This is a genomic window from Ligilactobacillus animalis (assembly GCF_009933595.1).
Lineage (GTDB): Bacteria > Bacillota > Bacilli > Lactobacillales > Lactobacillaceae > Ligilactobacillus > Ligilactobacillus animalis.
Map to the genome: position 1 here is coordinate 1,844,044 of NZ_CP047141.1, position 24,358 is coordinate 1,868,401.

Genomic DNA, 24,358 nt, shown 5'->3' on the forward strand with positions numbered 1-24,358 from the left:
ACGTACTGTGCTCATAGTCGTGCTCCAGAATGCAACTCCTAGGAAATAAGCGCATTCTTGCGCACTGTGTTAGTTTACAAATTCCAATCTGATCCTGATCAAGAGAACAAAAAGTGTCAGTAAGATGACCAGCGTAAAGGAAATTACCAGCGCACCTTGATCTCTTGTCGGCTTCTGGAGAAACTTCTGTTGACTGAAACGTTGGTAAAAATAGATCAGTAACGCCCCTACAAAGTTTAAACTCAAGAGTTGTTGTACCAAAGCTAGACTCAAAAATAGTGGACTATCCGTGGCTGAGATCTTCCATAAATCCGCCGCTAACAATAAGTTGAGACCTGCAATGATCGTTACTAGAGCTAAACTAGGCATTGCTTGTAAAGTCGCTGGCAGACTTTTGCCAAGGTCAAGTGCGACCAAATATAGATATCCAAATAAGATCACACTTGAACCGATCCAGTAGCCTAATAAGATCTTCTTGTATACAGCTGGTCTTGCCAGTACTTGTTTCAACATTTTTCTCACCTATCTTTACTCATTTTTTCGGTCAACTTTCGAAAAAGATAATCAACAACGACTGATAATGTGACTAACGACCCGACCTTTTTTTCTTTGATAACGGAAAATGGCGTCACATAGTAATGTAAAGCAAAATTCGAATGACTCGCAAAGGTGTTCTCGCCTGCTCGGGTCATACTTACAAGGGGGACATTTTTTAGCGTCCACATGAAGATGTTTTCCTTGATATTTTCCGTCTCTCCACTAAGCGAGGCCAACAAAACTACATCTTGCGGCGTGATCATCTTCATCGCCATATCAAGCTCTGTCTTATTGGGGATCGTGATCGCCCGTTTACCTAGTTGCAACAGATTTTTAGCAAATTCATCTAAGATTCGCCGTTGCGAAAAACCCGTGCCGTAACAATAGATCGTTTGGGCCTCTTTGAGCTGGGCTGTCAGATCATCCCATTCGATATGTTCCAAGCCTTTGATCGTCTTAATGATATCTGAGACCTGGAGATCGGCAAACATCTCCGTAGCTGGCTTAGCCTCTTTAGTGCTCGTCTTTAAAAAGTATTTGAATTCTGAAAAACCAGTAAAGCCTAATTTCCTGACTAGGCGCAAAACTGTCGATTTAGAGGTATATGTGGCAGTTGCTAATTCAGTAATACTTATCTGTTGGATCTTTGGTCTGTTATCCAGCACATAACGCAAGATTGTCTTATCAAGATCTCCTAAGGCCTTTTGATGTTTTGTGATCAATTCTTCCAGTGTCATGTGCGTCCCCCTACTTTGTTTAACTATGCTAAATTATAGCATATTTCGCACAATCAACTAAAGCGATTACACTATTTGAGTTCTGGCCAAAAATCACGGTTGACTTCGATCAGATCATCCAAGATCTGTTTAGCGACACGCGCATTTGGAATGATCTTGGATAAAGTGAGGGCTTGCCATAATTTTTGATAGGAGTGTTCTTCCCAAGCTTCAACAACGAGCTTTTCGACTGCAACTTGTTGTTCCATCAAGCCCTTTTGGAAACGAGGGATCTGGCCTTGAACTAATGGCTCAGGTCCGTTTTTACCTACGATACATGGAACTTCGACCATCGCGGTTGGTTCAAAGTTACTCAAAGCACCGTTATTTTCCACGATCAACAGCATGCGTTCATGCGTATTGTAGGCGATCGCCCGTGCTAGATCCACGATATAGCTGGCATGTTCATCAACTTCTAAACTGGTATCTTTAGCTGTTCCGGCTTGTGCGATCTTTTCACATTCGCCAAAGACGTGTTTTTCACACCCATTCATAACTTCATTTGCCCGAGTATATTCTGGATCGGCATGCTCAACTTCATCTTGTGAATAGAGATAGTATTTGAGATACGTATTTGGTAAGGTATCTGGATCGACTGCATAGACTTCACGGGCTTTAGCAAAGGTGTGCATCCAACTTGGATCAGTATGTTGTGATTCATGTTCACCTAATTCTTCTTTGAGTGAATAGCCGTATTTAGCTACGTGCTCTTTGATCTGTGGCATCAAGTCGTTGCCAGCATGATCTCTGATATCAGTCCACCAGCCAAAGTGATTTAAGCCGTAGTAGCGCACTTCCATCTCTTTGCGTGACTTGAGCCCGATCGCATGCGCCATCCGTTCTTCGATCCCGACCGGCATGTCACAAATGTTGATGATCTTAGAGTTAGGCCGTAACTTGCGTGTTGCTTCATCCACGATCGCTGCTGGGTTGGAATAGTTCAACATCCATGCATCTGGTGAATATTGTTCCATGTAGTCGATCAACTCTAAGACGCCCCCGATCGAACGCATCCCGTAAGCGATCCTCCCTGGTCCACAGGTCTCTTGCCCGATGACCCCATATTTAAGTGGGATCTTTTCATCTTTTTCACGCATCGCATATAGTCCGACACGAATATGAGCCATGACAAAATCTACGTCAGTAAAGGCTGTCTCTGGATCAGTTGTTGCAACAAAATCGATCTCGGGTGCCTTTTCTTTTAAAATGATCTCGCAAGCATCTGCGATCACTTTTTGACGCGATTCGAGATTATCATAAAACTTGATCTGACGGATCGGAAATTTATCTAAGTTCTCCAATAACATCAAGACGATCCCTGGAGTAAAGGTACTCCCACCACCAGCAATTACAACTGAAAACTTCTTATCCATGTTAAATTCCTCCTCTAATCACCAATGTTCATTAATTCTTCAAATTGTTCTCTGACTTAGGGCACATCTAAGCCCACGATCACTTGTAAAGCATTGCCATTTCGCACGACACCATGTGCGCCACCGGCTCTAAAGGCAGCATCATCTTCGACCAAAGCTGGATCTTTGACGGTCAAACGTAAGCGTGTCGCACAGTTGTTGACTTTTTCGATATTGTCACGTCCACCGACTGCTTCCAAATAGATCGCTGCTTGTTCCCGATAACGATTTGCTGGAGCCGCCTTTTCATCACTTTTACCCGCTTTTTTATCTTTGTAATCTTGCTTGGAGTAAAGCTTGATGTCAGCTTCCTTGTCGATATCGCGCCCTGGTGTCATAATGTTGAATTTTACGATCAAGAATTTGAAAACAACAAACCAGATAAATGTGAAACATAGTCCGATCACGATATGGATGAGCACCGTACCGGCATGATTTGAAAAGACTGGGATCCAGTTTCTCGTCAACAGATTGATCAAGCCCCCGCCCATATCACCAACAACACCAAATGTGTATAGTGTTGCTGCCAAAGTTGCAGCTAAAACAGCATGAACTGCAAACAATGGTGGTGATAGGAATAAGAACGTAAATTCTAATGGTTCAGTGATCCCGGACAAGACGGCTGTCAAGGTTACAGGGATCAACATGGAGAGCACTTTTTTACGATTCTCTGGCCGCGCTGTGAAGTAAAAGACTAACGCGATCCCTGGTGCCCCAAAGACTTTAGAGTTACCATGAAGAGCAAAACCACCTTCTGGGAACAGCGTCTTAAGCGGTTGGGTCGAACGTGAGAATTCGTTTAAGTGAGCAAACCAGTATTGTGTGATCCCACCTTCAACGACCGCGGGACCAAAGACAAATGGGGTATAAACAAAGTGATGCAAGCCTGTTGGGATCAAGATCCGTTCTAAGAAGGTGTAGATCCAGACTCCGACTACGCCTGAAGTAGCTAAGATCGCTTGTAATGAGCTGATCCCAAATTGGATCTTAGGCCAGATATAGCAGGTCAATAAGGCGATCGGTAACATTGCAAAAAATCCTAAAACAACAACATAAGATGATCCTTGGAAGATCCCTAAGAAATCAGGTAATTTCTTTTCAAAATAGCGATTGTGCAAGTAGACCACGATCGCTGAGATAAAGATCGCACCGATGATCCCAGTATCTAACGTCTTGATCCCGGCGATCAGCTTCAATCCACTTTCGCCACCAGCTGCTTGTTTGAAATTAACGCCAAAACTTGAGCCAAATAATTGCAACATTGTGCTGATGAAATAATTAAAGGTCAAATATGTGACTACGGCTTCCATTACCGCCCGCGCATTAGCCGTTTTAGCTTGACCCTATCGGTAGACCGATCACAAACAAGAGCTCCATGTTGTTAAAAACAGTCCAAGAACCATTTTCAACGATCTTCCAAAAGTTATACCAGATCGTGCCTTCTTTAGCTAGATCACCGACTAAAACTGGATTCGTCGCTACGATCGCGATCGAGACCATGATCCCGGCAAACGAGAAAAGCAAGACTGGCGTAAACATTGCGCCCCCAAAGCGCTGGATCTTCTCCATCATAAACCTTCACTACCTTTCCTAAAAAACTTTAGCTTTTCTTACCAAACTAAGCATACCATTTTAATGTATCCGTTTTCATCATTTTCTAGTAAAGTGGCATTTCCTTTCCTCTAGTGGGATAAAGTGTCAACTTGTGGGAATTTTCCCAAAAAAATATCCGCTAAGCAGATATCTGCCTAGCGGATATAACGCTACTAGAATTTAGTTTTTTCCACCAACAACTTGTTGTTATCTTCTAATTTCTTAGCGATGTCTTGGATAAATTTGACGGCATTTTTATACTCGTCACTGGACATATCGACTGAACCAAAGAAACCAGTGACACGGCCCTTGATCTGATCTTCCAATTCAAGTGCTTTGTCAGTCAAAGTGATATAAACTTTGCGTCCATCAGCCTTTGTCTTCGTACGAGTTACCCAGCCTTCTTTTTCCATGCGCTTCAATAAAGGTGTCAATGTACCTGTATCGAGTTTCAAACGTAGACCTAGATCACGAATGATCATCTTTTCTTTACTTTCCCATAAAACTAATAACGTGATGTATTGTGCATAGGTCAAGTTATACTTCTTCAAGGCTTCAGTATAGAAACGATTATAAAAGCGTTGTGCTGTGTAGATCGAAAAGCACAATTCATCTTCCAAATGGTTGGGTTTATGCTCAAACATAGTCAAAATCCTCTCTTAGTTCTTCCCTGTATTTTTGGCATACGCCGGCTCAACAACGACGAAGCGTCGCGGTTCATTACCGCTCGAATAGGTTTTGACCTCGGTATTTCTAGCCAAAGCAGCGTGGATGATCTTTCTTTCAAACGAAGGCATTGGATCCAACCGTTGCCGCCGGTCTTGGCGAATTGCATCCCGTGCAACTTTTCGTGCTAAAAACTGGAGTGTTTCTTTGCGTCGCGCCCGGTAATCAGCCGCATCTAAGATGACTTGGACCTTCCTTTTGCTCTTCCTATCCAAGAAATCCTGGGCTAACAACTGTAACGCATTGAGCGTTTTTCCGTGGCGCCCGATCAAGCTACCTTCCTGCTCGGTTTCAAAATTATAGGTCACGACCCGTTTTTCCACCACCACATCTATCGTTGTCTTGATCCCCATCTTCTGTGTGACATCTGCCAAATAGTAACCTAATTCGTGCAGATATTTCTCCCAGTCTTCAACCTTTTGTTTTGCAACAGCCACTTTTTTAGCGTGTGGTCGTCCAGCATTTTTATGTGTTGTTTCTTCCTTAACAACGAGTTCCACCTCAGCTGGTTTCTTGCCAAACCCTAAAAAGCCTTTTCTTCCTTCGCTGATAACTTTTACTTCGACCTGCGCTTTAGTCTTATGCAATTCCTCTAAGCCAGATCTAATTGCATCTTGTGTTGTCTTGCCCCAAAATTTCACATCGTTTCCCCCTAAATAAAGCAATAAACTACATTTTTCAAAAAAGTGATCAACAAAAATAGCAGACTAACTCGTCCGCAACTCATTTAGTAGTATAGCATACTTATATTGTGTTTCACACAAATATTAGACGTGAAAATGCTTTTATTCAAAAAAGATTAATTTTCTTTGATTTGTAAGCACTCGAAAAGTGGACATTTACTTAATTATGGTATAATCGAGGCGTGTAGTACACAATAATTCAATAAAGGATAGGTGGGAATTTATGAGTTTGATGAACACATACACACTTGCAAATGGCGTTAAGATTCCAGTTTTGGGCTTTGGTACCTGGCAAACTCCAGCCGGTAAAACAGCAACAGATTCTGTTTTAGCCGCATTGGATGCCGGGTTTACCCATATTGATACAGCTGAAATGTACGGCAACGAAAAAAGTATCGGTCAAGCCGTCAAAGCAAGCGGAATCGCTCGTAATGACCTTTTTATCACAAGCAAATTGGATAATCAGGCTCATACTTACGAACTGGCTACTCAAGCCCTTGATCGTTCTTTATCCGACCTTGAGACCGACTATTTGGACTTATTTTTGATCCATTGGCCTAATCCAAAGGCCTTTCGTGACCAAGACTGGAAAAAACATCTCCAAGAAACTTGGCGTGCTTTAGAAGATGCCTATAAAGCTGGCAAAGTCAGAGCTATCGGCGTTTCAAACTTCAAGCCAAAGCACCTTGAGATCTTGGCTGAGACACAAACGATCCAGCCGATGGTCGACCAGATCCGAATCTGCCCAGGTGACGTCGATCGACCGACCATTGATTACTGTCAACAGCACGATATTTTATTGGAAGCTTACAGTCCATTTGGAACCGGTCAGATTTTTAATGACGAAACACTAAAAGCTCTAGCAGAAACAAAGGGCCAATCTGTCGCTCAGATCTGCTTACGCTGGTCGTTACAACACGGCTATTTGCCACTACCAAAATCCGTCCATCCGGCTCGGATCAAAGAAAATACTGAAGTCTTTGATTTTGAATTGACCGAAAGCGAAATGCAACAGATCGATGCCTTACAGGGCGTTGCGGGCTTTGCAACTGACCCTGATACGGCCGATTTTTAAAGATCCTAAGGGGGAATTTTCGATGGGGAAAAAAACAACTGTCAATGAGGCTTTGCTAAAAGATGATCTCTACCAAGCCGTCAATGGTGAATGGCTCAAGACCGCCGTGATCCCAGCAGATAAGGCAACTACTGGGGGCTTTGCCGACTTGGCCGATAATATCGAAGAAACGTTGATGTCTGATTTTGGCAAGATGTTGACAGGCCAAGTTCGACCACAGACTAAAGAAATGGCAGAATTTGTGAAATTCTACCGCCTTGCATCTGATTTTGAAGCTCGTAACAAGGCTGGCTTTGTTCCAGCTAAAAAGTATCTAGATAAGATCTTAGCCTTAAAAGATCTAAAAGCTTGGCAAGATGCTTTACCGGATCTGTTCCTTGAGAGCTATGATGCACCGTTTGAACTCTATGTTTCACCGGATATGAAAGATACTAAACATTACGCGCTCCATGCTGATGTGCCATCTTTATTTTTACCCGATAAGACCTACTATGAACCTGGCAATGAACAAGCGAAAACATTGCTTCAGATCTTAGAACAGATGCTGACTGAACTCTTCAAGTTAGCTGGTTATGATGAAGAATTTAGCCAAAAGACGATCAAACAAGCTTTGGCTTACGACAAAAAGCTGGCTCCTTTCCAAAAGGACAGCACTGAACGCGCCGATTACGTCAAATCCTACAACAAGTACACTTTCCAAGATTTCGTAGCGTTGAGCGAACATGTTGATCTCGCTAAAGTCGTGACGGCTTTACTTGGAAAAGCACCTGAACAAGTGATCGTCAGCGAACCTAAATACTATGCAGCCTTAAATGAATTAGTCAACGAACAAAACTTTGAGAGCATGCGGAGCTGGTTATTTGTCAAAACACTGCTCGATCTGACTGGGTTATTGAGCGATGAGATCCGGGTTTTAGGTGGCACCTATAACCGGGCGCTCTCTGGTTCAAAAGAGGCGATGAAACCGCAAAAAGCTGCCTTTTACTTAGCTACGAACCAATACAGTCAAGTAGTCGGGCTCTATTATGCCCATAAATACTTCGGTGCTCAAGCTAAAGCCGATGTGCACCACATGGTCGAAAAGATGATCGCCGTCTATAAGAAACGACTGGAAGAAAATGAATGGTTAAGCGATGAAACGCGTAAAAAAGCGATCGTCAAATTAGATGCACTCGGGATCAATGTCGGCTATCCCGATGAACTCGATCCCCTTTACTCCAAGTTTATCGTCAATGATGACTTAAACTTAGTTGATAACGTGACGAATTTCACCAAGATCGCAACTAAGCATCATTTTGAACGGATCGATGAAGAGGTCGACCGCACACGTTGGGAGATGCCCGCACACATGGTCAACGCTTACTATCATCCTTCATTTAACATCATTGTCTTCCCAGCAGCGATCTTACAAGCGCCATTTTACAGCCTTGAACAATCTTCAAGTGCCAATTATGGCGGGATCGGTGCCGTTATCGCCCATGAGATCTCTCATGCGTTTGATAACAACGGGGCTCAATTTGACGAACACGGGAACTTAGCTAATTGGTGGACTAAAGAAGATCTAGCCCACTTCCAAAAATTAGCCGAAAAAATGATCGCACAATTTGACGGCTTAGAATTGCCCGCTGGAAAAGTCAACGGCAAGCTCGTCGTTTCCGAAAACATTGCGGATGCAGGTGGGTTGAGCTGTGCGCTTGAAGCCGCCAAAAGTGAACCGGATGCTGATCTGCGTGAATTCTTCATCAACTGGGCTCGGATCTGGGGGATGAAGTCTGCACCAGAACGGGAAAAACTCCTGTTAGCGATCGATGTTCATGCCCCCCATGTCTTACGGGCAAATATCCAGCCGCGTAACTTAGACGACTTCTACCAAGTCTTTGACGTTCGACCAGGCGATGGGATGTATCTAGCACCCGACAAACGGATCGCTATTTGGTAATAAACACAATGATCAATAACAAGAGCCACCACGGAATATCGTGGTGGCTCTTTCTTGTTCCCAAAACATTTTATTTCATTAGAAATTGATGTTATTATAATAGAAAAATTAAAAAGGGACTGAGCTAAATGCGGATCGTTAGTATATGCTTTAGATGGTCATGTTATTTGTTGTTTGGTGCGCTCGCTTTGGTAGCGCTCTTGATGTATCTTGATGCACTCGTTTTTTACCCCAGCTTTGCATATCATTTTGAGTTCTATCAGCTTTATTTCGTGATCACTTTATTATTACTGCCATTTTTTCGTCTCAGACATCCACGCCTGTTCATCAGTGATGATCAATTTGTCTCTTTACGACAAAAGGCTTTAGATCAACACCACCAAGACGTCGCTTCCCATTATTGCGGTGGCCGCTGGGATTCAAGTGGCGTGCGGGTCAATCCCTTTGAGTACACCTCACCTTATACCCAATCCTATGATGGCGCCACCGGCTTAGCTTACAGTTTAGCCAAGAGCTTTTTTATGAGCCTACTTTTCTTGCTGTTTGCTCCGCTCTTTTATCTTGGTATCTTGATCTATCAAAAAATACACTAAAATACACAGAGAGACCCACCGCGATAATACGCAGTGGGTCTCTGCTGATCAGTGGAATGAACTCTTTGGATCTAAAACCATGGCTTCAGCTAATGCAACTTCATTATACAAATCATATAGGTCGGTCGAATCAACTTCCCCTTCCTCCAGTAATCCTGCCAAATACTCACGTTCAATATAAAATGACCATAACAAGGCTTGTTGCTCTAAGGAACGTTCGACCTTGTTAAAGGCTGGACGGCGTGAAACGTAGAACCACTGTTGCCAAAATTGCCGCAAGCTGGTCTCTGAATTTTGGTCACGCAGATCATAGATCACACTTTGCCTGACCTTTTCTGGCAGATACATCTGTTCAACTTCACTGATCGCTCGATTGACCATCTCTTGGCGATACTTTTTCTTTTCGCCTGTATCATGCTCTTCTTTTGGCAAAATAAACCAGAAAACGATGCTTGGAACTAACATACTCAAAATGATCATTACTGATTCAGACATGATGACCAGGTTGAATTGATTTGAACTTAGTCCCAAACTTGCAGCCATAAAGACAAGCGCTAAAGTAACGGCCCCATGAACACCACCTAACGAAAAGATCAAAGCGCTATGGTGACCACGTTTCATGATCAGTAAAACGTAGAGGTACCGAACAAGCAAATTCATGGCATACAAGACGATCCCAGCTGTGATCCAGATCCATGATGAGAAGGTCACATCTTCGTCCATAATGATCCGGACAAAGTTTAAGCCTAAGATCAAAAAGACGGCATTATTCAATAATTCTTGCACTAAGGAAAAAATATTATTTCCCAAATAGAATTGATGCATATCACTGAAACGACTCCGCTGCGCTTCACTGTTATGCAATAAGCCAGCACATACAACGGCAATGATCCCTGATACATGGATCTCTTCAGCTAAGACATAAATGATAAATGGTAATGCAACAGCTAACATGATCTGGGCATTGACTGCATTATCAAAAGGCAAGCGGATCAAGGCTTGGCGGAAGAAGATCGCAATAAAAGCAATAATAGCACCAAACAGTGCACCACCGATCGCTGCAAATAAGAAGTTTATGATCGTGGACCCATAATCGATCTCTCCGCGCAATAAGAACAGCACCGTCGCATTCAATAAGATGATCCCAGAAGCATCATTGAACAAGGCTTCCATCTTTAGCATGTTTTTTTCACCCTTAGGAAGCTGTAGCCCTTCCGAAACAGATTCCGTCGCCGTCGCATCAGTTGGGGTACTGATCGCTGCCATCACTAATGCTAGCGACAAGCCGATCCCCGTGATATACGAGAGTGCAAAACCCGTTACGACTGTACTTATGACTACTAAAACAACTACGATCCCCAAGATAGTTTTGAGTTTGTGCCCCACACGATTGAGATTCATCGCCTGTCCCTCAAAAAATAGCAATGGCGCAATGATCGTGATCATAAAGACCTCAGGCTCAAACTCGGGGATCATATTGTTGAAAAAGGGGATGCTAGCAATTATCGCGCCAACGGCCATACTGACATAATTTTCCGAGATCTTTGGAAAAAACTGCGCTAAAATACTAGCTGCTATCGATGCAAAAATCAATAGTAGCCACCCACTTAATTCGTGCATAAAAATCCCTCCAGTTTTTCTTTCATCATATCAGAAAAACCGAACAAATTACCACTTTCACGCTCTTATCTTAGGTGCTCTTCGGGTCAAGACTAAACCAAGACCCGTTCCAACTATCCCTTGTACTAAATTAGTCGCTATGCCTAAGATCCCGGCACTCCAGCCGTACAACAAACTATCGGCGATAAAATATCCCCCAACTAAAACGACGATCGCTCCGCCACAGACCAGTATTTGCTCTTTTAAGGACTTAGTTTGAGCGGTTCCAACAAGTGCGCCTTGTGTGCCATGGATCACCAATGAAAAGAGTATGTACTGCGGATAACCGCTGAATAGATCGAGCAAAAAGCCACTCAAGCCCCCAACTAGAGCACCACTGCGCACGCCAAAGACAAGCCCAGCAAGAACGATCCCCGCATCACATAAATTGATATTTCCATGCGTAAATGCTACCGGGATCAAAAATATACGTGCCACAGCTACATTTAAAGCCGTTATCAAAGCTAATGTCACGATTTGTCTAGTCTTCATGTGATATCCCCTTCGCTAATTGTGGCAATAACTCGCCCAGATAGATCCCATAACTACGATCAACATTTTGGTCAGCAGTCTGGATCAAAGCTTGTTGCGTCAACCCCGTGGCTTGCTTTATCGCCTGTTCAAACGGAACTTTTTGCCGTAAAAATGAGGCTAAGAGCGCTGCAAAAACATCACCACTCCCATAGAAGTGGCCTGTTACTTTCGGTAAGACACAGGTTTTTAACTGGCCATCCTCCAGCCAAATACACCCCTTTTGGCCATCCAACTCAACTCCAGTGATGACCGCCCGACCTCCTGGACGTAAAAGCCGTTCTACCTCGTGGGCTAATTTAGCTAGATCAGGATCGTTTTGCATTTGGCCTGTTAAAAATTTTGCTTCGGTCAAATTTGGAGTCGCAAAATCAGCTACTTGTAACAACTTTTTTTGCAAAGCTAAATGCCGTTCATCTAAATTAGGGTAGAATTTCCCTTCATCAGCAAAAACTGGGTCGATCACAACTAGATCTAACTCGGCCTGTTTTAAATATTGGTATAGTGCTTCGCCAGTAGCCAAATTATCGATATAACCGACCAATGCTGCCGTGATCTTAACATTTTGTGCTTGCCAATGTGCAAAAGTCTCTTTGACAAAGGAGTAGCAATCACTGACTGCTGGGATGCCAAAGCCTTCACTTTGAGTCGATAATAGGCTCGTAGGCAAGATAGCTAACGGGATCTTTTGTACTTGTAAGATCGGGATCGCCACTGCCAATGAGAGATTCCCGATCGCTGAAAGGTCTTGGGCCACAAGCATCTTTTCATCAAATTTTATCCGCATCAATTCTCCCCCCTGAAATGTCAGTCTTAATTACTTAACTATAGCTTTTTTTTAGTATATTTCAAGTTTCTTGCTGTTGTAACCGTTTTCTTAATCGACAAAAAATGGTATACTTAGTTAGAAGTTAAAGTTGGTTTTAATTTATGAGGGGGTTTTTTTATGACAAAAGTAGCATTGATCACCGGGGGTGCCCAAGGAATTGGACAAGCGATCGCCCGCCGTTTAGCTGATGATGGCTTTGCTGTAGCCGTTGCCGATCGCAATTTAGAAGCAGCTAAACAACAGCCTTTGATCTAACGACTGCTGGTAAAAGCGCAGTTGCGATCGAAGTTGACGTTGCCGATAAGGATAGTGTCTTCCAAGCTGTGCAAAAAGCATACAATGCATTTGGCGGGTTTGATGTGATCGTTAATAACGCTGGCGTGGGTCCGACCACTCCGATCGAAACGATTACGCCTGAACAATTTGATCAAGTATACCATATCAACGTTGCTGGTGTTATTTGGGGTATCCAAGCCGCAGTTGAACAGTTTAGAAAGAAAAAACGCGTTGGTAAAGAAATCGTTGGTAAGATCATCAACGCCACCTCTCAATCTGGTGTCGTAGGTAACCCTAATCTCTTGTTATACAGTGGAACCAAATTTGCCGTTCGCGGGATCACCCAAGTAGCTGCACGTGACCTTGCTAAAGAAGGGATCACGGTAACTGCTTTTGCCCCTGGGATCGTAAAACCCCCAATGATGTACGATATTGCCCACCGTGTCGGCCAAAATGCTGGCAAAGATGATGAATGGGGCATGCAAACTTTCGCTAAAGATATTGCATTAGAAAAACTCTCCGAACCAGAAGATGTAGCAGCTGCTGTTTCATTTTTGGCTGGGCCAGATTCCGATTATGTCACTGGTCAAACCTTGATCGTTGATGGCGGTATGCAATTCCACTAAAATTTTGCTATAGTTGACTAAGCAAAGTCATGGCTTTGCTTAGTCTTTTTTTGTGAAATGAGGTTTCTTCCCATGTGGGGTACATTTTTTAATGTTGGTATGATTTTTTTAGGTAGCGCAGTCGGTTCGATCTTTAAAAAAGGGCTCGGTGACAGTTATCATCAGATCGTCATGCAAGCTTTAGGGCTTTGCGCCTTAATGATCGGACTCAACAGTACTTTGACTAATATGCAAAAAAGCCAGCTACCCGTATTGTTCATTGTCAGCCTTGTTACCGGTGGCGTTATCGGACAAGCACTCAAACTCGAAGACCGTTTTGAGCAACTCACCACTCACTTGGGAGGAAGTCGCGCTAGTAGTGGACTTTCAACGGGGATCTTATTGTTTTGCGTCGGCTCCCTTTCGATCCTCGGGCCTTTTGAGGCTGCTTTAAATCATAACTATACATATCTTTTGACAAATGGATTATTAGATGGGATCACCTCGATCATCTTAGCTTCAGCATACGGCTGGGTGATCGCTTTATGTGGGGTCGTGTTGCTTATCTGGCAAGGAAGTCTATATCTCTGTGCTCTCTTTTTTGCCTCAGCTATCTCCCCTGCACTCATGGCCGAAGTTTCGATCGTTGGTGGGATCTTGATCTTTGTCGCAGGCTTAAACATTCTCAAGCTTACCAAGATCAGCGTTTTGAATCTCTTACCAAGTTTATTGATCCCACCACTTGTTTTATTATTTTGGCACTAAAAAAGTCCCTAGGAAAAAATTTTTCCCTAGGGACTTTTTTATTTCGATAACTTGCGCTATTTTCTATTATTTAGTGAAAGCAATATTCTCCCATAAATTGTAACTTTTTTTATCATCCAACGAAACATTGGCTAACTTTTTCGAGAAAACAAAAGTATTGTAGCGGAAATTCATTGGAACGATATAAGCTTCCTTATTCATGTAATCTTGCCACTTATGGAATTGTTTAAGCTGATATTTTTCGTTAAATGCTGCTTTAGAGCTCAATGATTTGATCAACTCTGTATTTTCTTTCGTGACAAAATGTCCTAAGTTATATGGGTCATTAGGCATATAGCTACCAGCAACACCAGTCGTTGGGGCATTAGTTACAGACCAAGCACTTAGCCAAACATCCCAGCCTTTGCCATCTTTAGTCAATTGTTCAACATACGAATTAAATTCTTGGAGACGATTATCCTTTAATTCAACTTTGACCCCAATTTTTTCCATTGTTCAAAATACACATCGATAGCTGTTCGGTCGTTCATTGGACCTGATCCCATTGGCGCTAACAACTTCAATGTGAATTTTTTCCCATTTGGTAAAGTCCGATAACCGTCCTTTTGCATACGGAAACCAGCTTTGTCCAATAATTTATTAGCTTTTTTTAGATCTAATGTATAACCTTTTGCTTTATGATTATTGTATTTTCCAAATACGTCCGGAACGATCGTATTAGCCCGATAAGCAAGACCGTAGCTAAACTTCTTATCAAATTGATCGGTGTTAAGCGCATAGCCCATTGCTTGGCGTAAAGCTCGATTTTGAACTGGTGTCTTACGATCCATCACACTTTCACCTTTATCATTGACACGTCCGACCTTAAAACCGAGATAGGAATAATACTTTGCTTTTTCGCCTAAAACAACATATTGCGATAATTTTCGCACTTTATTATAGGTACTGCCATTTTCATATAGTAAGACGTCAAACTTATTAGCTCGCATTGCTGCAGCAGACTTAGATGGAGAGACCATTTCAACATCTACCTTACTTACATTAGGCTTTTTACCCCCGTAATATTTATTAGGGACCCATTCGATCGATTCACCCCGAACCATATTTTTGATCTTAAATGGCCCATAAAATAGCGGATGCTCTTGTAACTTATCACTTGAAGCTAATTTATCAAACAGAACATCTTTTAGATAGTGGTATGGCATTGCTGTCGAAAGAATGTACCCTGCATGCGGGAATTTGATCTCGGGCTCCAATTCCTTAAAATGGATCACCAAAGTCTTTTTATCTTTGATCTCTAGACCAGAGATCTTGTCGGCTTTACCATCATGATATTCTTTAATACCTTCAATAGTTTGCAACTGTCCATTATAATCAGCTGAACCGGTAGCACGATTAGCTGCAACTTCATAGGTATATTCTAGATCCTTGGCTTCCAAAGGTTGCCCATCAGACCAACCTGCATTTTTCTTCAACTTAACTGTTGCTTCCTTTTTACCATAATCGATAGAAACATTAGCCAAACCACCTTTGGCATACGTGTAATCATCGTTTACTCTGAACAAACTAATTTCGCCAAATTGCGCTACCTCACTTGTAGGAGCATCCGAGCGTAAAACATCAGCAAATACACCTTTGAATACCCCATTCTCAGAAACACCAACGCGTAAGGTCCCATCTTTAACTGGCTTTTTGTGATTGTCGTATTCAATTGGAAGCTTAGCCGCTTGAACACTATTAACGACCGTCCCTGACATCAATAATGTTGTCGCCAGCGCTAAAACACTTTTTACTGCCCACTTTTTCTCCATCTGTTTATCCCCTTTTTATCTTTTGATCATTCTTTTAAAAATACGTACTTCTTTTCAGTTGATACTTCGGCTGCAAAATGATGCCCCAGTTCATCAAAGCCTTTGAGTTGTTCTAAAGTTTTTACTTGATGTTGTGCTAAGTAACGTACAAATTGTCCCCGTGCTTGTTTCGCATGTGTAGCTTTTTGAACATATTTTTGGCGCTTTTGGTCAAATTCTTTGAATTCAACAGTGATAAAGATATCCGCTGGCGTCAAATAACGTTCGATCGCTTTTGCATACTCTTTGGAAGCTAAATTGATCACTGGCTCTTTAGTCTCATAAAGTGCCGTGTATAGATCAGCGCCCCAAAAGTTATACAGATCACGATACTGTGAATCCAGCAATTTAGACCCCATCTCCAGGCGATATTGAATAATGCCATCAAATGGTGCTAAGATCCCATACAATCCCGAAAGGATCCGCAAATTTTGCGCTAGATATTCTACAGCTTCCACTTCTAATAAGTCTGGTGCCATCGAACTATACTGTAAGCCCACATAAGAAAACAAAGCTGGCGTTAGATTTTGGTCGAGCTTTGAATCCTTTAAACGTTGATAGTTCAACTGTGCTAACTTATCGCTACAGTGCCAGATCTCTTTTAGTTGTGGATAGGACAATTGTTGTAGCCACTCAAAAAGTTCTTGTGTCTTTGACATATACTGAGGTCGGCTTTGAACTTCAAAGTCACTCGTAGCATCTTGCATCTTTTTAGCGGGTGAAATAATTATTTTCATGTTTCTCATTCCAATCGTTTTACCCAAATTTTAGCATATTTGTTCCACGTGAAACACGAAACACAGCCCCGCTTTATTTAGTCAATGCTACTTGATCCCAGAGATTATATTTAACATCCGTGGCATCAGCTGAAATATTTTTCACATTCTTACCAACTGTTTCTAGATCATATTGGTAATATAACGGAACAACATACGCTTCTTTTTGCATATATTGTTGCCATTTATGCATTTGTTGGATCCGATATTTGGTATTGAATGCTTTTTGTGAATTCATCTGAGCAACCAATTTATCATTTTCCTTAGATGTAAAATGACCATAATTTAACTCTGATGTTGGCGCAGAGATGTAACTTGGATAGCTAGTTGGTTCCGGTGGCAAACTCCAAACACCGGTCCAAAGGTCAAAATTGTGTTTTTTATTACTTGATAACACATCTAGATAGTTGTTATACTCAAGCGCTTTGCCACTATATAATTTGACATTTAGTCCTACCTTTTTCCATAGTTGGATATAGTTAGCTCGAGCTGCCACATTACTCTCGCTTCCCTTTTGGTCTAACATGGTCAACACCAATTTTTTACCATTAGGTTGTGTTCTGTACCCGTCTTTACCTCGCTTAAATCCAGCCTTGTCTAACAGTTCATTTGCCTTCTTTAAATTAAAGTTATACGCTTTGACACTTTTATCATGATACGTACCATAATTTGGCGAGATCAGCGTATTAGCATGTTTTGTCACTCCATGACCAAACTTTTTAGTTACGGCCTCTACATTCATTGCATAAGCCATAGCTTGACGAAGTGCACGATTACTTATCGGTAAAGATTTATCCATCACACTTTTTCCATCTTTATCGGCATGACCCACTTTAAAGCCAAGATAGGTGATCCCCGTTCCTAAACTCCCCAAAGTTACCAATTTCTTATCATCTTTTATCTTGTTGTATGTTGCACTTGATGTATTTAAAAGAACATCATACTTCCCTGATTTCATAGCTGTTGCAGCTTGAGAAAGGGGTACGATCTCGGTTATGATCTTAGCTAATTTAGGTTTAGGACCACCGTAATACTTATTTGAGACCCATTCGATCGATTCACCTTGAACAATTTTCTTTATTGCATATGGTCCGAAAAACAATGGGTGTTTTCTGACCTTATCGCTTGAAACTAATTTATCGAATGGAACATCTTTTAGGTAATGATACGGATAGGCCACATTCGCTACATAGCCAGAGCCAGCATATTCAGCCGCTGGTGTTAATTCTTTAAAATGGATCAATAAATGTTTACTATCCTTTTCTTCCAAACCTGTGATCTTATCAGCTTTACCTTCGTGATATTCCTTCACACCCTCGATATTTTCTAACATCTCATTGTAATAAGGAGAATTACTATCTTTATTAGCTTGGATCTCGTAAGCATAGGCTGCATCACGGGAGGTCACTGGCTCACCATCTGACCAGCGGGCTTTCTTAGTGATCGAGATCAAAGCAGTATTGTTTTTTCGATCAAACTTAACATTGCCAAAGCCTCCAGCAACATACTTACCATCGTTATCATAGCCAAATAAACTAGCGGAACCAGGTGCAGCCATAACACTTGTTTTCCCGTCACTGTCCAGTTCATCGATGAAGATACCTTTAAATGGCTCATCGCTGGCATACCCTACACGCAAGGTCGCATTCTTGAGAGCTTTTTTATGATTCACATATTCATCTGGGAAACTAACTGCTTTAGCTGTTAAAGGCTGTACACTAGAAACAGTCATTAAACTTACTGCCGTTACTACAGCCAAGCGCTGCAAAAATTTTTTATTTTTCAATTTATACTCCCCTTTATTTTGTTAAACAAACATTGTCCCACACTGTCAATTGCGTACTATCATCGACCGTCATTCCTTTGACATTTTTACCTACTGCTGTCAGATCATAGCTATATGAAAGTGGAACGACATAGGCTTCTTTGCGCATATATTCTTGCCACTTGTGCATCTGCTCGATCCGATATTTAGGGTTAAATGCTTTTTCTGAATTCAACGACTTCAATAGTTTTGTGTTTTCTTTAGTTACAAAATGCCCGTGGTTGAACGAAGACTTTGGACTGTAAGCTGCAGTCGCTGCAGTTGATGGCTCTTGACCCAATGACCAGTTACCAAACCAAATATCAAACTTATGTGAATTACTATGAAGCAGATCTTCATATGTATTAAATTCCAAAGGACGATCATTTACTAACTCAACTCTGACCCCGATCTTTTTCCAAAGTTGCATATAATTAGCTCGGATCTCATCATTTCCACGTCCACTTGCTTGATCTAACAAATGTAATGTCAATTCTTTACCATTTGGCTGAGTCCGATAACCATCTTTTCCTCGTTTGAAACCAGCTCGATCAAGCAATTGATCAGCTTTCTTCAAATTTTGATAATACGGCTTGATCTTATTGTCATGATATGCACCATAAGCTGGCGAGACCATTGAATTGGCCCATTTTTGCAGACCAGCACCATATTCTTTGACGATCTGTTGCGTATTCATCGCATAAGCCAAAGCAAGACGTAAAGAGCGGTTATTCGTAACTAGCTTTTTGTCTAACACGCTTGTACCATTCGCACCCTTATCCCCGACACGAAAGCCCATGTATTGCAAGCCATATGCCATCGTCCCTAGTGTCACATATTGATCGACCTTGCTCGTCTTAGCATAAGTAGCCCGTGATTCATGCAAGATGACATCATACTTATGCGAACGCATAGCTTCTGCGATCTGTGCTACTGGTACAACTTCTTCGACCACTTTGTCTAACTTAGGCTTCTTACCACCGTAATATTTATTTGGGACCCACTCGATCGCTTCACCTTGAACGACTTTTTTGATCGTATATGGTCCAAAGAACAATGGGTGTTTGCGTACCTTATCACTTTGTGCCATCTTAGACATCGGCACATCTTTTAAGTAGTGATAGGGTTGAGCATCATTGTACAGATAACCTGAATCAACATACTCCATCGCTGGTGTCATCTTCTTATAGTGGATCAAAAGGTGCTTGCTATCTTTGATCTGCAGACCCGAGATCTTATCAGCTTTACCTTCGTGATATTCCTTCATCCCCATGATCGTCTCAAGAGCGTCACTGTAGTATTCAGATGTACTATCTTTATTAGCGATGATCTCATAGACAAATGCCATATCTCGGGCTGTCACTGGCTTGCCATCAGACCAGCGAGTTTTCGGTCCGATCGTGATCAAAGCTGTTTTACTACCGCGGTCAAATGAAACATCGGCTAACCCGCCTTTGACATACTTACCATTTTTATCTTTTCTGAACAATCCCGATTGGCCTAATTCTGCCAACCTATTTGTTTCAGAATCGGTCCCCAATTCTTGGATAAAGATGCCTTTAAAGTTCGTATTTGAAGGATAGCCGACTTTTAGCGTGCCACCTTTTAGTTCCTTTTTATGATTAACATGCGTTTGTTTCAACGTGACATCTTTGGCTAAGACAGTACTGGTCGGAACAGCTAGTGTTCCAGCTAAAACTGTTAATAAAGCTATTGTTTGCGTGAATAAATGTCTTCTCCCCATTTTAAATTCCTCCTCGCTTATCCTAAGCGCTGGCGTGCATCAAACGCACGTCGAATAACATTTCCAACATAACTAATGCCCACACACAACAACAATATCAACAACGATGCCGGCATCCAGACCCAAGGCGCCCCGATCATGACATCCGGATCTTGAGCTAATCCGATCATCAAACCTAAACTTGGCACTGATTCCGGCAAACCAAACCCTAAGAAACTTAAACCAACTTCGATCCCGATATTTGATGTCAAGCTCAAGATCAGATCAACAATGATAAGTGAACTGATATTTGGCAAAATATCGGTCAACATGATCTTCCAAGCATTACTCCCTGAAGTCACAGCCGCATAAACATATTCTTTATGCGCTTCAGCTAGCGTCTTAGAGCGGATCAACCTTGCCGTACCGACCCATAAAAAAGCCGAAACGACTAAAATAAAGTCCAACATATTATAATTTGGAATGATCGACACGATCACGATAACTAACATCAGCATCGGTAACAGCATCATAAAATCCAAAAAGCGCATCATGATATTATCGACGAGCCCACCGTAATAACCTGCGACCAAGCCAAAAACGATCCCGATCACTTCAACGATCAATGTGACCGCTAAACCAATATCTAATGAATTACGTGCTCCCAACACTAAATACTTCAAAACATCACGTCCACCTTGGTCGGTCCCCAACAAATGCCCACCTTTTCCGGGGTGGCCGTAGCCGTTTATGATGTCCACATGCATTACTTACTTAGTATTCAAAAAAGCTGCATAAATATAAATAAACAAAATCAGTGCTAACAGTAAAAACAAGAAAAATGTTGCTCCCTTGTCCTGTTTAAATTCGCGCACGATCATTGAGAAATTAGACGTATTCTTTTTCATAATCCTTCCCCCATTATTCGATCCGGACCCGTGGATCGACCAAACTCAAAATGATATCTGACAATAACGAGCCGATCAAAGTCATCGTGCCATATAACAGGACTAAGGCGGTGATCACTGAATAATCGCGGTTTAAGATCGAGTTCATAAATAATAGCCCCATGCCTGGATAGTTAAAGATCTGTTCGATAAAGATCGAGCCTCCCAGCAGACCTGTGATCGAATATCCTAAGAAAGCAGCGATCGGCAATAATGAATTTCTAAAGATATGATGGGTGAAGATCGTCTTTTCTGGTACACCTTTGGCCCGAGCTGTCTTGACATAATCTTGATTCTTATTGTCGATCACCTCACTCCGCAAATATTGCACGACCGCGGTCACACTAAGAACGGCCATCAAGCAAGCCGGTAAGATCATATGATCCAAACGACTCAAAATATAACCTAGCGTCCCGGTAACATCGACTGAGACGGAACCAGAAGTCGGAAACCAGCGTAATTTATACCCAAATAACCAAACCCCTAACAGGTAAAAGACAAAGGACGGGATCGCATATGCAACAAAGGTGTAGATCATGATCCCCTTATCCAATCTCGAATTCTCATACCGCCCTGCGATCAACCCCAATGGAATAGCTAATGAATAACTCAAGATCAAAGTCAATAAATGTAACCAGATCGTATTGCCCATCCGCGATAAGATCAGACTTCCAACGGGTGTCTTAAACTGATAACTCATCCCTAGATCCCCATGGACCATCCGAACGATCCAGTGTCAGTATTGCAGATACCACGGATCATAGACCCCAGCTTTAACACGCAAAGCTTCGATCTGGGCGGGTGAAGTCTGCGGTGTGATCATCCCCGTAAATGGATCTCCAGGCATTAATTTTGCGATCAAAAAAATCACGATACTCAGCAAGACTAATTCTGGGATCATCAGCAAAACACGTCTCAAAATAATTTTCCACATATATCGATTCCCCTTTCAGTGCTCATTCTTTTCTCAAAGCAACAGAATGTGTCCGCGTTACCTCTTCTAACGGATAGACCCGACCATTTTTATCATAATAATCCTCTTTTTGAGCATTATATTCGGCTTCGAGTGCTTGACGCTTTTTGCGATGACTTTCCCGATTTTCTACATCTGTCTGCGGAATAGCAGCCAAAAGACGTTTTGTATAAATATGCAGTGGATCTTGATAAATATCCTCACGTGTCCCAATTTCAACAAAGCGTCCTCGATGCATGATCGCCAAATTGTCACACATGTGATGGACGACCCCTAGATCATGTGAAATAAACAGAAAGGCTACACCATACTTTTTTTGGATCGCCTTCATGTAATTCAAGACTTGAGCCTGTACCGACAGATCCAAAGCCGAGACTGGTTCATCAGCAATGATCAATTTGGGTTTAGTCGCCACGGCTCGCGCAACTCCGATCCGTTGCCGTTGTCCCCCAGAAAATTGATGGGGATACTTATACAGTGATTCCTCATCCAAGCCCACAGTTTGTAGTAATTCAAGTACCAGCTGTTTTAAATCTTTACGTGACAATTTTTCAAAATTTCTGAGTGGCTCACCGATGATATCGATGACCTTTTTCTTTGGATTTAGACTGGAAAGTGAATCTTGAAAGATCATCTGTACGTCTTTGTTGTACTTTAGTTTCTTTTTGACCCGCTTGTCAGTCACATCTTTTCCACGGTAAGTGATCGTCCCCGAAGTCGCTTCGACCAAGCCAACAAGTGCTTGCCCGATCGTTGATTTCCCCGAGCCTGATTCACCGATCACACCGTAACTTTACCCCTTTTGGATCGTAAATGAGACCCCATCGACCGCATGGACATAATCTGTTACATGATTGAAAAAACCTGATCGTACGGGATAATGGACCCGCAAATTCTCTACTTTTAGCAATTCATCACCCATTATCAGCGCCCCCTACTTTAGTTTCATCGGGAAATTTGAAATCCCGCCAACAAATACATCTGACGTAATGGCCGACCGCAACTTGGTGCATTTGCGGTTCACTTTCATGTTCCCAGGTATCTAGCCATGGGACACACGTTTAGCAAAACGACAACCGCTATGTTCCATATTCTTCAAAGATGGCACCATCCCCTCGATCACGTATAATTCTTCTTGATCGCTGTCCGCTTGTGGCATTGAGCGTAAGAGTGATCGTGTATATGGATGTTTGGGATCGGTAAAAATTTGCTTAGCCGACCCTAACTCAACGACCTGCCCCGCATACATCACAGCAACTCGGTCGGCCATCTCTGCCACGACCCCTAGATCATGGGTGATCAAAATGATGCCCGCATGATTTTCAGCTTGGATCGCTAGCAATAAATCCAAGATCTGAGCTTGGATCGTAACATCTAAGGCTGTGGTCGGTTCATCAGCAATGATCAGATCGGGCTTGCAGGCGATCGCGATCGCAATAACGACACGTTGGCGCATCCCACCTGATAACTCATGTGGATATTGCCGTACCACTAGCTCGGGATGTTCTAGACCTACTTGCTGTAGTAATTCAAGCACACGAGCATGTTTTTGCTCATCTGTCATCTTAGTATGGAGGTCCAAGCTTTCTTTGATCTGATCTTCCACACGCATCAACGGATTAAGTGCAGAGAGCGGATCTTGAAAGATCATTCCGATCTGTTTGCCACGGATCTGTTCTAGTTGTTGGCGCCTCGTGCCGACCAATTCGGTCCCACGATATTTGATACTTCCAGTCACTTTGGCTTGCTTCTCATTGTGTAGACCCATAATACTCGTGGCTAAAGTACTCTTACCACAGCCAGATTCACCAACGATCGCTAGAACTTCATTTTCATTTACTTCTAAGCAAACATCATCAAGTGCGTTGTAAAATTGGCCCTCAACTTTGAATGCGGTACTGACATTTTTGATTTCCAGTAACAATATCTCGCCCCCCTAATTTAGCGTGAGCGAATTTTTTACCAATTATATTTATAATTTTTACTTTTGTCAACAACTAATTTACTAAAAGTTTTCACTTTTTAAAACCGCTATTTTTAGGGTCATAATTGCAATATGAAATAAAATTATCAAATCAAAACTAAAAACATTTACTTATCCCTTTATTATCTAGCACTAGCAACGAACATTAGAAAAAAATTATTTGAAAATGTTATTTCTATAAACTCATTTTTGGTGCTAACTTATTTTCTTCAAAAAAAGTGTTGACATTACCAAAAAAAGGTTGTAAATTTAGTTCAACAATAAATATCAGCGAACGCAATGAGAAAGACAAGTAATCGTAT

Annotated in this window: 17 protein-coding genes, 6 pseudogenes and 1 other annotated feature (1 of these 24 cut by a window edge); of the genes and pseudogenes, 5 read left to right on the forward strand and 18 right to left on the reverse strand. The window is 42.0% G+C overall.

The window, feature by feature from the left end; all coding sequences use genetic code 11:
• Positions 1–69 precede the first annotated feature (69 nt).
• The 6 genes and pseudogenes from GSR62_RS09100 to jag all read right to left on the reverse strand — a co-directional run bounded on the left by GSR62_RS09100 (position 70) and on the right by jag (position 5,685).
• Positions 70–513, reverse strand: a complete 444-nt coding sequence (locus GSR62_RS09100) for a hypothetical protein (RefSeq protein ID WP_066024260.1) — start codon at positions 511–513, stop codon at positions 70–72.
• Between the two features lie 5 nt (positions 514–518).
• On the reverse strand, positions 519–1,274 hold the full coding sequence (locus tag GSR62_RS09105) for a MurR/RpiR family transcriptional regulator (RefSeq protein ID WP_066024261.1): 756 nt from the start codon (positions 1,272–1,274) through the stop codon (positions 519–521).
• A gap of 71 nt (positions 1,275–1,345) precedes the next feature.
• A complete protein-coding gene (locus GSR62_RS09110; protein ID WP_066024262.1) occupies positions 1,346–2,686 on the reverse strand; it encodes a 6-phospho-alpha-glucosidase in 1,341 nt (446 codons plus the stop codon).
• A 56-nt stretch (positions 2,687–2,742) separates the two neighbouring features.
• Positions 2,743–4,297 (reverse strand): annotated as a pseudogene (locus GSR62_RS09115) (alpha-glucoside-specific PTS transporter subunit IIBC).
• 194 nt (positions 4,298–4,491) lie between these two features.
• Complete coding sequence (locus GSR62_RS09120; RefSeq protein ID WP_010689977.1) at positions 4,492–4,962, reverse strand: MarR family winged helix-turn-helix transcriptional regulator; 471 nt, start codon at positions 4,960–4,962, stop codon at positions 4,492–4,494.
• 15 nt (positions 4,963–4,977) lie between these two features.
• The gene (gene jag, locus GSR62_RS09125) at positions 4,978–5,685 is read right to left on the reverse strand and encodes an RNA-binding cell elongation regulator Jag/EloR (RefSeq protein WP_010689978.1); all 708 of its coding nucleotides are present in this window, start codon (positions 5,683–5,685) and stop codon (positions 4,978–4,980) included.
• Positions 5,686–5,950: 265 nt separating this feature from the next.
• Here jag and GSR62_RS09130 point away from each other — a divergent pair, with 265 nt between their 5' ends.
• The 3 genes from GSR62_RS09130 to GSR62_RS09140 all read left to right on the forward strand — a co-directional run bounded on the left by GSR62_RS09130 (position 5,951) and on the right by GSR62_RS09140 (position 9,334).
• On the forward strand, positions 5,951–6,802 hold the full coding sequence (locus tag GSR62_RS09130; protein WP_010689979.1) for an aldo/keto reductase: 852 nt from the start codon (positions 5,951–5,953) through the stop codon (positions 6,800–6,802).
• Between the two features lie 22 nt (positions 6,803–6,824).
• On the forward strand, positions 6,825–8,741 hold the full coding sequence (locus GSR62_RS09135; protein WP_066024263.1) for a M13 family metallopeptidase: 1,917 nt from the start codon (positions 6,825–6,827) through the stop codon (positions 8,739–8,741).
• A 128-nt stretch (positions 8,742–8,869) separates the two neighbouring features.
• Positions 8,870–9,334 carry a hypothetical protein gene (locus GSR62_RS09140; RefSeq protein ID WP_066024264.1) on the forward strand — a complete coding sequence of 155 codons (465 nt, stop codon included), beginning with the start codon at positions 8,870–8,872 and terminating at the stop codon, positions 9,332–9,334.
• Positions 9,335–9,382: 48 nt separating this feature from the next.
• Here GSR62_RS09140 and GSR62_RS09145 read toward each other — a convergent pair whose 3' ends face one another.
• Genes GSR62_RS09145 through GSR62_RS09155 form a run of 3 tightly spaced genes read right to left on the reverse strand, consistent with a single transcriptional unit; the run spans position 9,383 to position 12,311 of the window.
• The gene (locus GSR62_RS09145; RefSeq protein WP_066024265.1) at positions 9,383–10,954 is read right to left on the reverse strand and encodes a cation:proton antiporter; all 1,572 of its coding nucleotides are present in this window, start codon (positions 10,952–10,954) and stop codon (positions 9,383–9,385) included.
• 57 nt (positions 10,955–11,011) lie between these two features.
• On the reverse strand, positions 11,012–11,485 hold the full coding sequence (locus GSR62_RS09150; protein WP_035447096.1) for an ECF transporter S component: 474 nt from the start codon (positions 11,483–11,485) through the stop codon (positions 11,012–11,014).
• Complete coding sequence (locus GSR62_RS09155; RefSeq protein WP_035447093.1) at positions 11,475–12,311, reverse strand: PfkB family carbohydrate kinase; 837 nt, start codon at positions 12,309–12,311, stop codon at positions 11,475–11,477. The genes GSR62_RS09150 and GSR62_RS09155 overlap by 11 nt, the downstream gene beginning before the upstream one ends.
• A 159-nt stretch (positions 12,312–12,470) precedes the next feature.
• Between GSR62_RS09155 and GSR62_RS09160 the strand changes: the two are divergent.
• Positions 12,471–13,255: pseudogene (locus GSR62_RS09160) on the forward strand ((S)-acetoin forming diacetyl reductase).
• A 72-nt stretch (positions 13,256–13,327) separates the two neighbouring features.
• Positions 13,328–13,999 carry a DUF554 domain-containing protein gene (locus tag GSR62_RS09165; RefSeq protein ID WP_010689988.1) on the forward strand — a complete coding sequence of 224 codons (672 nt, stop codon included), beginning with the start codon at positions 13,328–13,330 and terminating at the stop codon, positions 13,997–13,999.
• 66 nt (positions 14,000–14,065) lie between these two features.
• Here GSR62_RS09165 and GSR62_RS09585 read toward each other — a convergent pair whose 3' ends face one another.
• The 9 genes and pseudogenes from GSR62_RS09585 to GSR62_RS09205 form a co-directional block, all read right to left on the reverse strand.
• Positions 14,066–14,491, reverse strand: a complete 426-nt coding sequence (locus tag GSR62_RS09585) for a periplasmic substrate-binding domain-containing protein (protein WP_225362248.1) — start codon at positions 14,489–14,491, stop codon at positions 14,066–14,068.
• Entirely contained in the window at positions 14,461–15,810 is a 1,350-nt protein-coding gene (locus GSR62_RS09170) for an ABC transporter substrate-binding protein (protein ID WP_225362249.1), read from the reverse strand. The genes GSR62_RS09585 and GSR62_RS09170 overlap by 31 nt, the downstream gene beginning before the upstream one ends.
• A gap of 26 nt (positions 15,811–15,836) precedes the next feature.
• Positions 15,837–16,586, reverse strand: coding sequence for a peroxide stress protein YaaA (yaaA, locus tag GSR62_RS09175; RefSeq protein WP_066024266.1), 750 nt, complete (start codon positions 16,584–16,586; stop codon positions 15,837–15,839).
• A gap of 73 nt (positions 16,587–16,659) precedes the next feature.
• Entirely contained in the window at positions 16,660–18,411 is a 1,752-nt protein-coding gene (locus GSR62_RS09180) for an ABC transporter substrate-binding protein (protein WP_225362250.1), read from the reverse strand.
• A 13-nt stretch (positions 18,412–18,424) separates the two neighbouring features.
• Positions 18,425–20,173 (reverse strand): ABC transporter substrate-binding protein, encoded by a 1,749-nt coding sequence (locus GSR62_RS09185; protein ID WP_066024267.1) that lies wholly within the window; start codon positions 20,171–20,173, stop codon positions 18,425–18,427.
• 17 nt (positions 20,174–20,190) lie between these two features.
• Positions 20,191–21,060: pseudogene (locus tag GSR62_RS09190) on the reverse strand (ABC transporter permease).
• A 13-nt stretch (positions 21,061–21,073) separates the two neighbouring features.
• Positions 21,074–22,033: pseudogene (gene opp4B / locus GSR62_RS09195) on the reverse strand (oligopeptide ABC transporter permease).
• Between the two features lie 22 nt (positions 22,034–22,055).
• Positions 22,056–22,994 (reverse strand): annotated as a pseudogene (locus GSR62_RS09200) (ATP-binding cassette domain-containing protein).
• A pseudogene (locus GSR62_RS09205) lies at positions 22,987–23,996 on the reverse strand (ABC transporter ATP-binding protein). The pseudogenes GSR62_RS09200 and GSR62_RS09205 overlap by 8 nt, the downstream one beginning before the upstream one ends.
• A gap of 330 nt (positions 23,997–24,326) precedes the next feature.
• Positions 24,327–24,358: a binding site (T-box leader), on the forward strand (it continues 227 nt past the right edge of the window).

Excerpts from the sequence above, each read along its gene's own strand:
- GSR62_RS09165 (WP_010689988.1), top strand. The coding sequence starts at position 13,328 with ATGTGGGGTACATTTTTTAATGTTGGTATGATTTTTTTAGGTAGCGCA.
- GSR62_RS09140 (WP_066024264.1), top strand. The coding sequence starts at position 8,870 with ATGCGGATCGTTAGTATATGCTTTAGATGGTCATGTTATTTGTTGTTT.
- GSR62_RS09185 (WP_066024267.1), bottom strand. The coding sequence starts at position 20,173 with ATGGGGAGAAGACATTTATTCACGCAAACAATAGCTTTATTAACAGTT.
- GSR62_RS09135 (WP_066024263.1), top strand. The coding sequence starts at position 6,825 with ATGGGGAAAAAAACAACTGTCAATGAGGCTTTGCTAAAAGATGATCTC.
- GSR62_RS09150 (WP_035447096.1), bottom strand. The coding sequence starts at position 11,485 with ATGAAGACTAGACAAATCGTGACATTAGCTTTGATAACGGCTTTAAAT.
- GSR62_RS09105 (WP_066024261.1), bottom strand. The coding sequence starts at position 1,274 with ATGACACTGGAAGAATTGATCACAAAACATCAAAAGGCCTTAGGAGAT.
- GSR62_RS09120 (WP_010689977.1), bottom strand. The coding sequence starts at position 4,962 with ATGTTTGAGCATAAACCCAACCATTTGGAAGATGAATTGTGCTTTTCG.
- GSR62_RS09130 (WP_010689979.1), top strand. The coding sequence starts at position 5,951 with ATGAGTTTGATGAACACATACACACTTGCAAATGGCGTTAAGATTCCA.
- GSR62_RS09110 (WP_066024262.1), bottom strand. The coding sequence starts at position 2,686 with ATGGATAAGAAGTTTTCAGTTGTAATTGCTGGTGGTGGGAGTACCTTT.
- GSR62_RS09585 (WP_225362248.1), bottom strand. The coding sequence starts at position 14,491 with ATGGAAAAAATTGGGGTCAAAGTTGAATTAAAGGATAATCGTCTCCAA.
- GSR62_RS09100 (WP_066024260.1), bottom strand. The coding sequence starts at position 513 with ATGTTGAAACAAGTACTGGCAAGACCAGCTGTATACAAGAAGATCTTA.
- GSR62_RS09155 (WP_035447093.1), bottom strand. The coding sequence starts at position 12,311 with ATGCGGATAAAATTTGATGAAAAGATGCTTGTGGCCCAAGACCTTTCA.
- GSR62_RS09145 (WP_066024265.1), bottom strand. The coding sequence starts at position 10,954 with ATGCACGAATTAAGTGGGTGGCTACTATTGATTTTTGCATCGATAGCA.
- GSR62_RS09170 (WP_225362249.1), bottom strand. The coding sequence starts at position 15,810 with ATGGAGAAAAAGTGGGCAGTAAAAAGTGTTTTAGCGCTGGCGACAACA.
- yaaA (WP_066024266.1), bottom strand. The coding sequence starts at position 16,586 with ATGAAAATAATTATTTCACCCGCTAAAAAGATGCAAGATGCTACGAGT.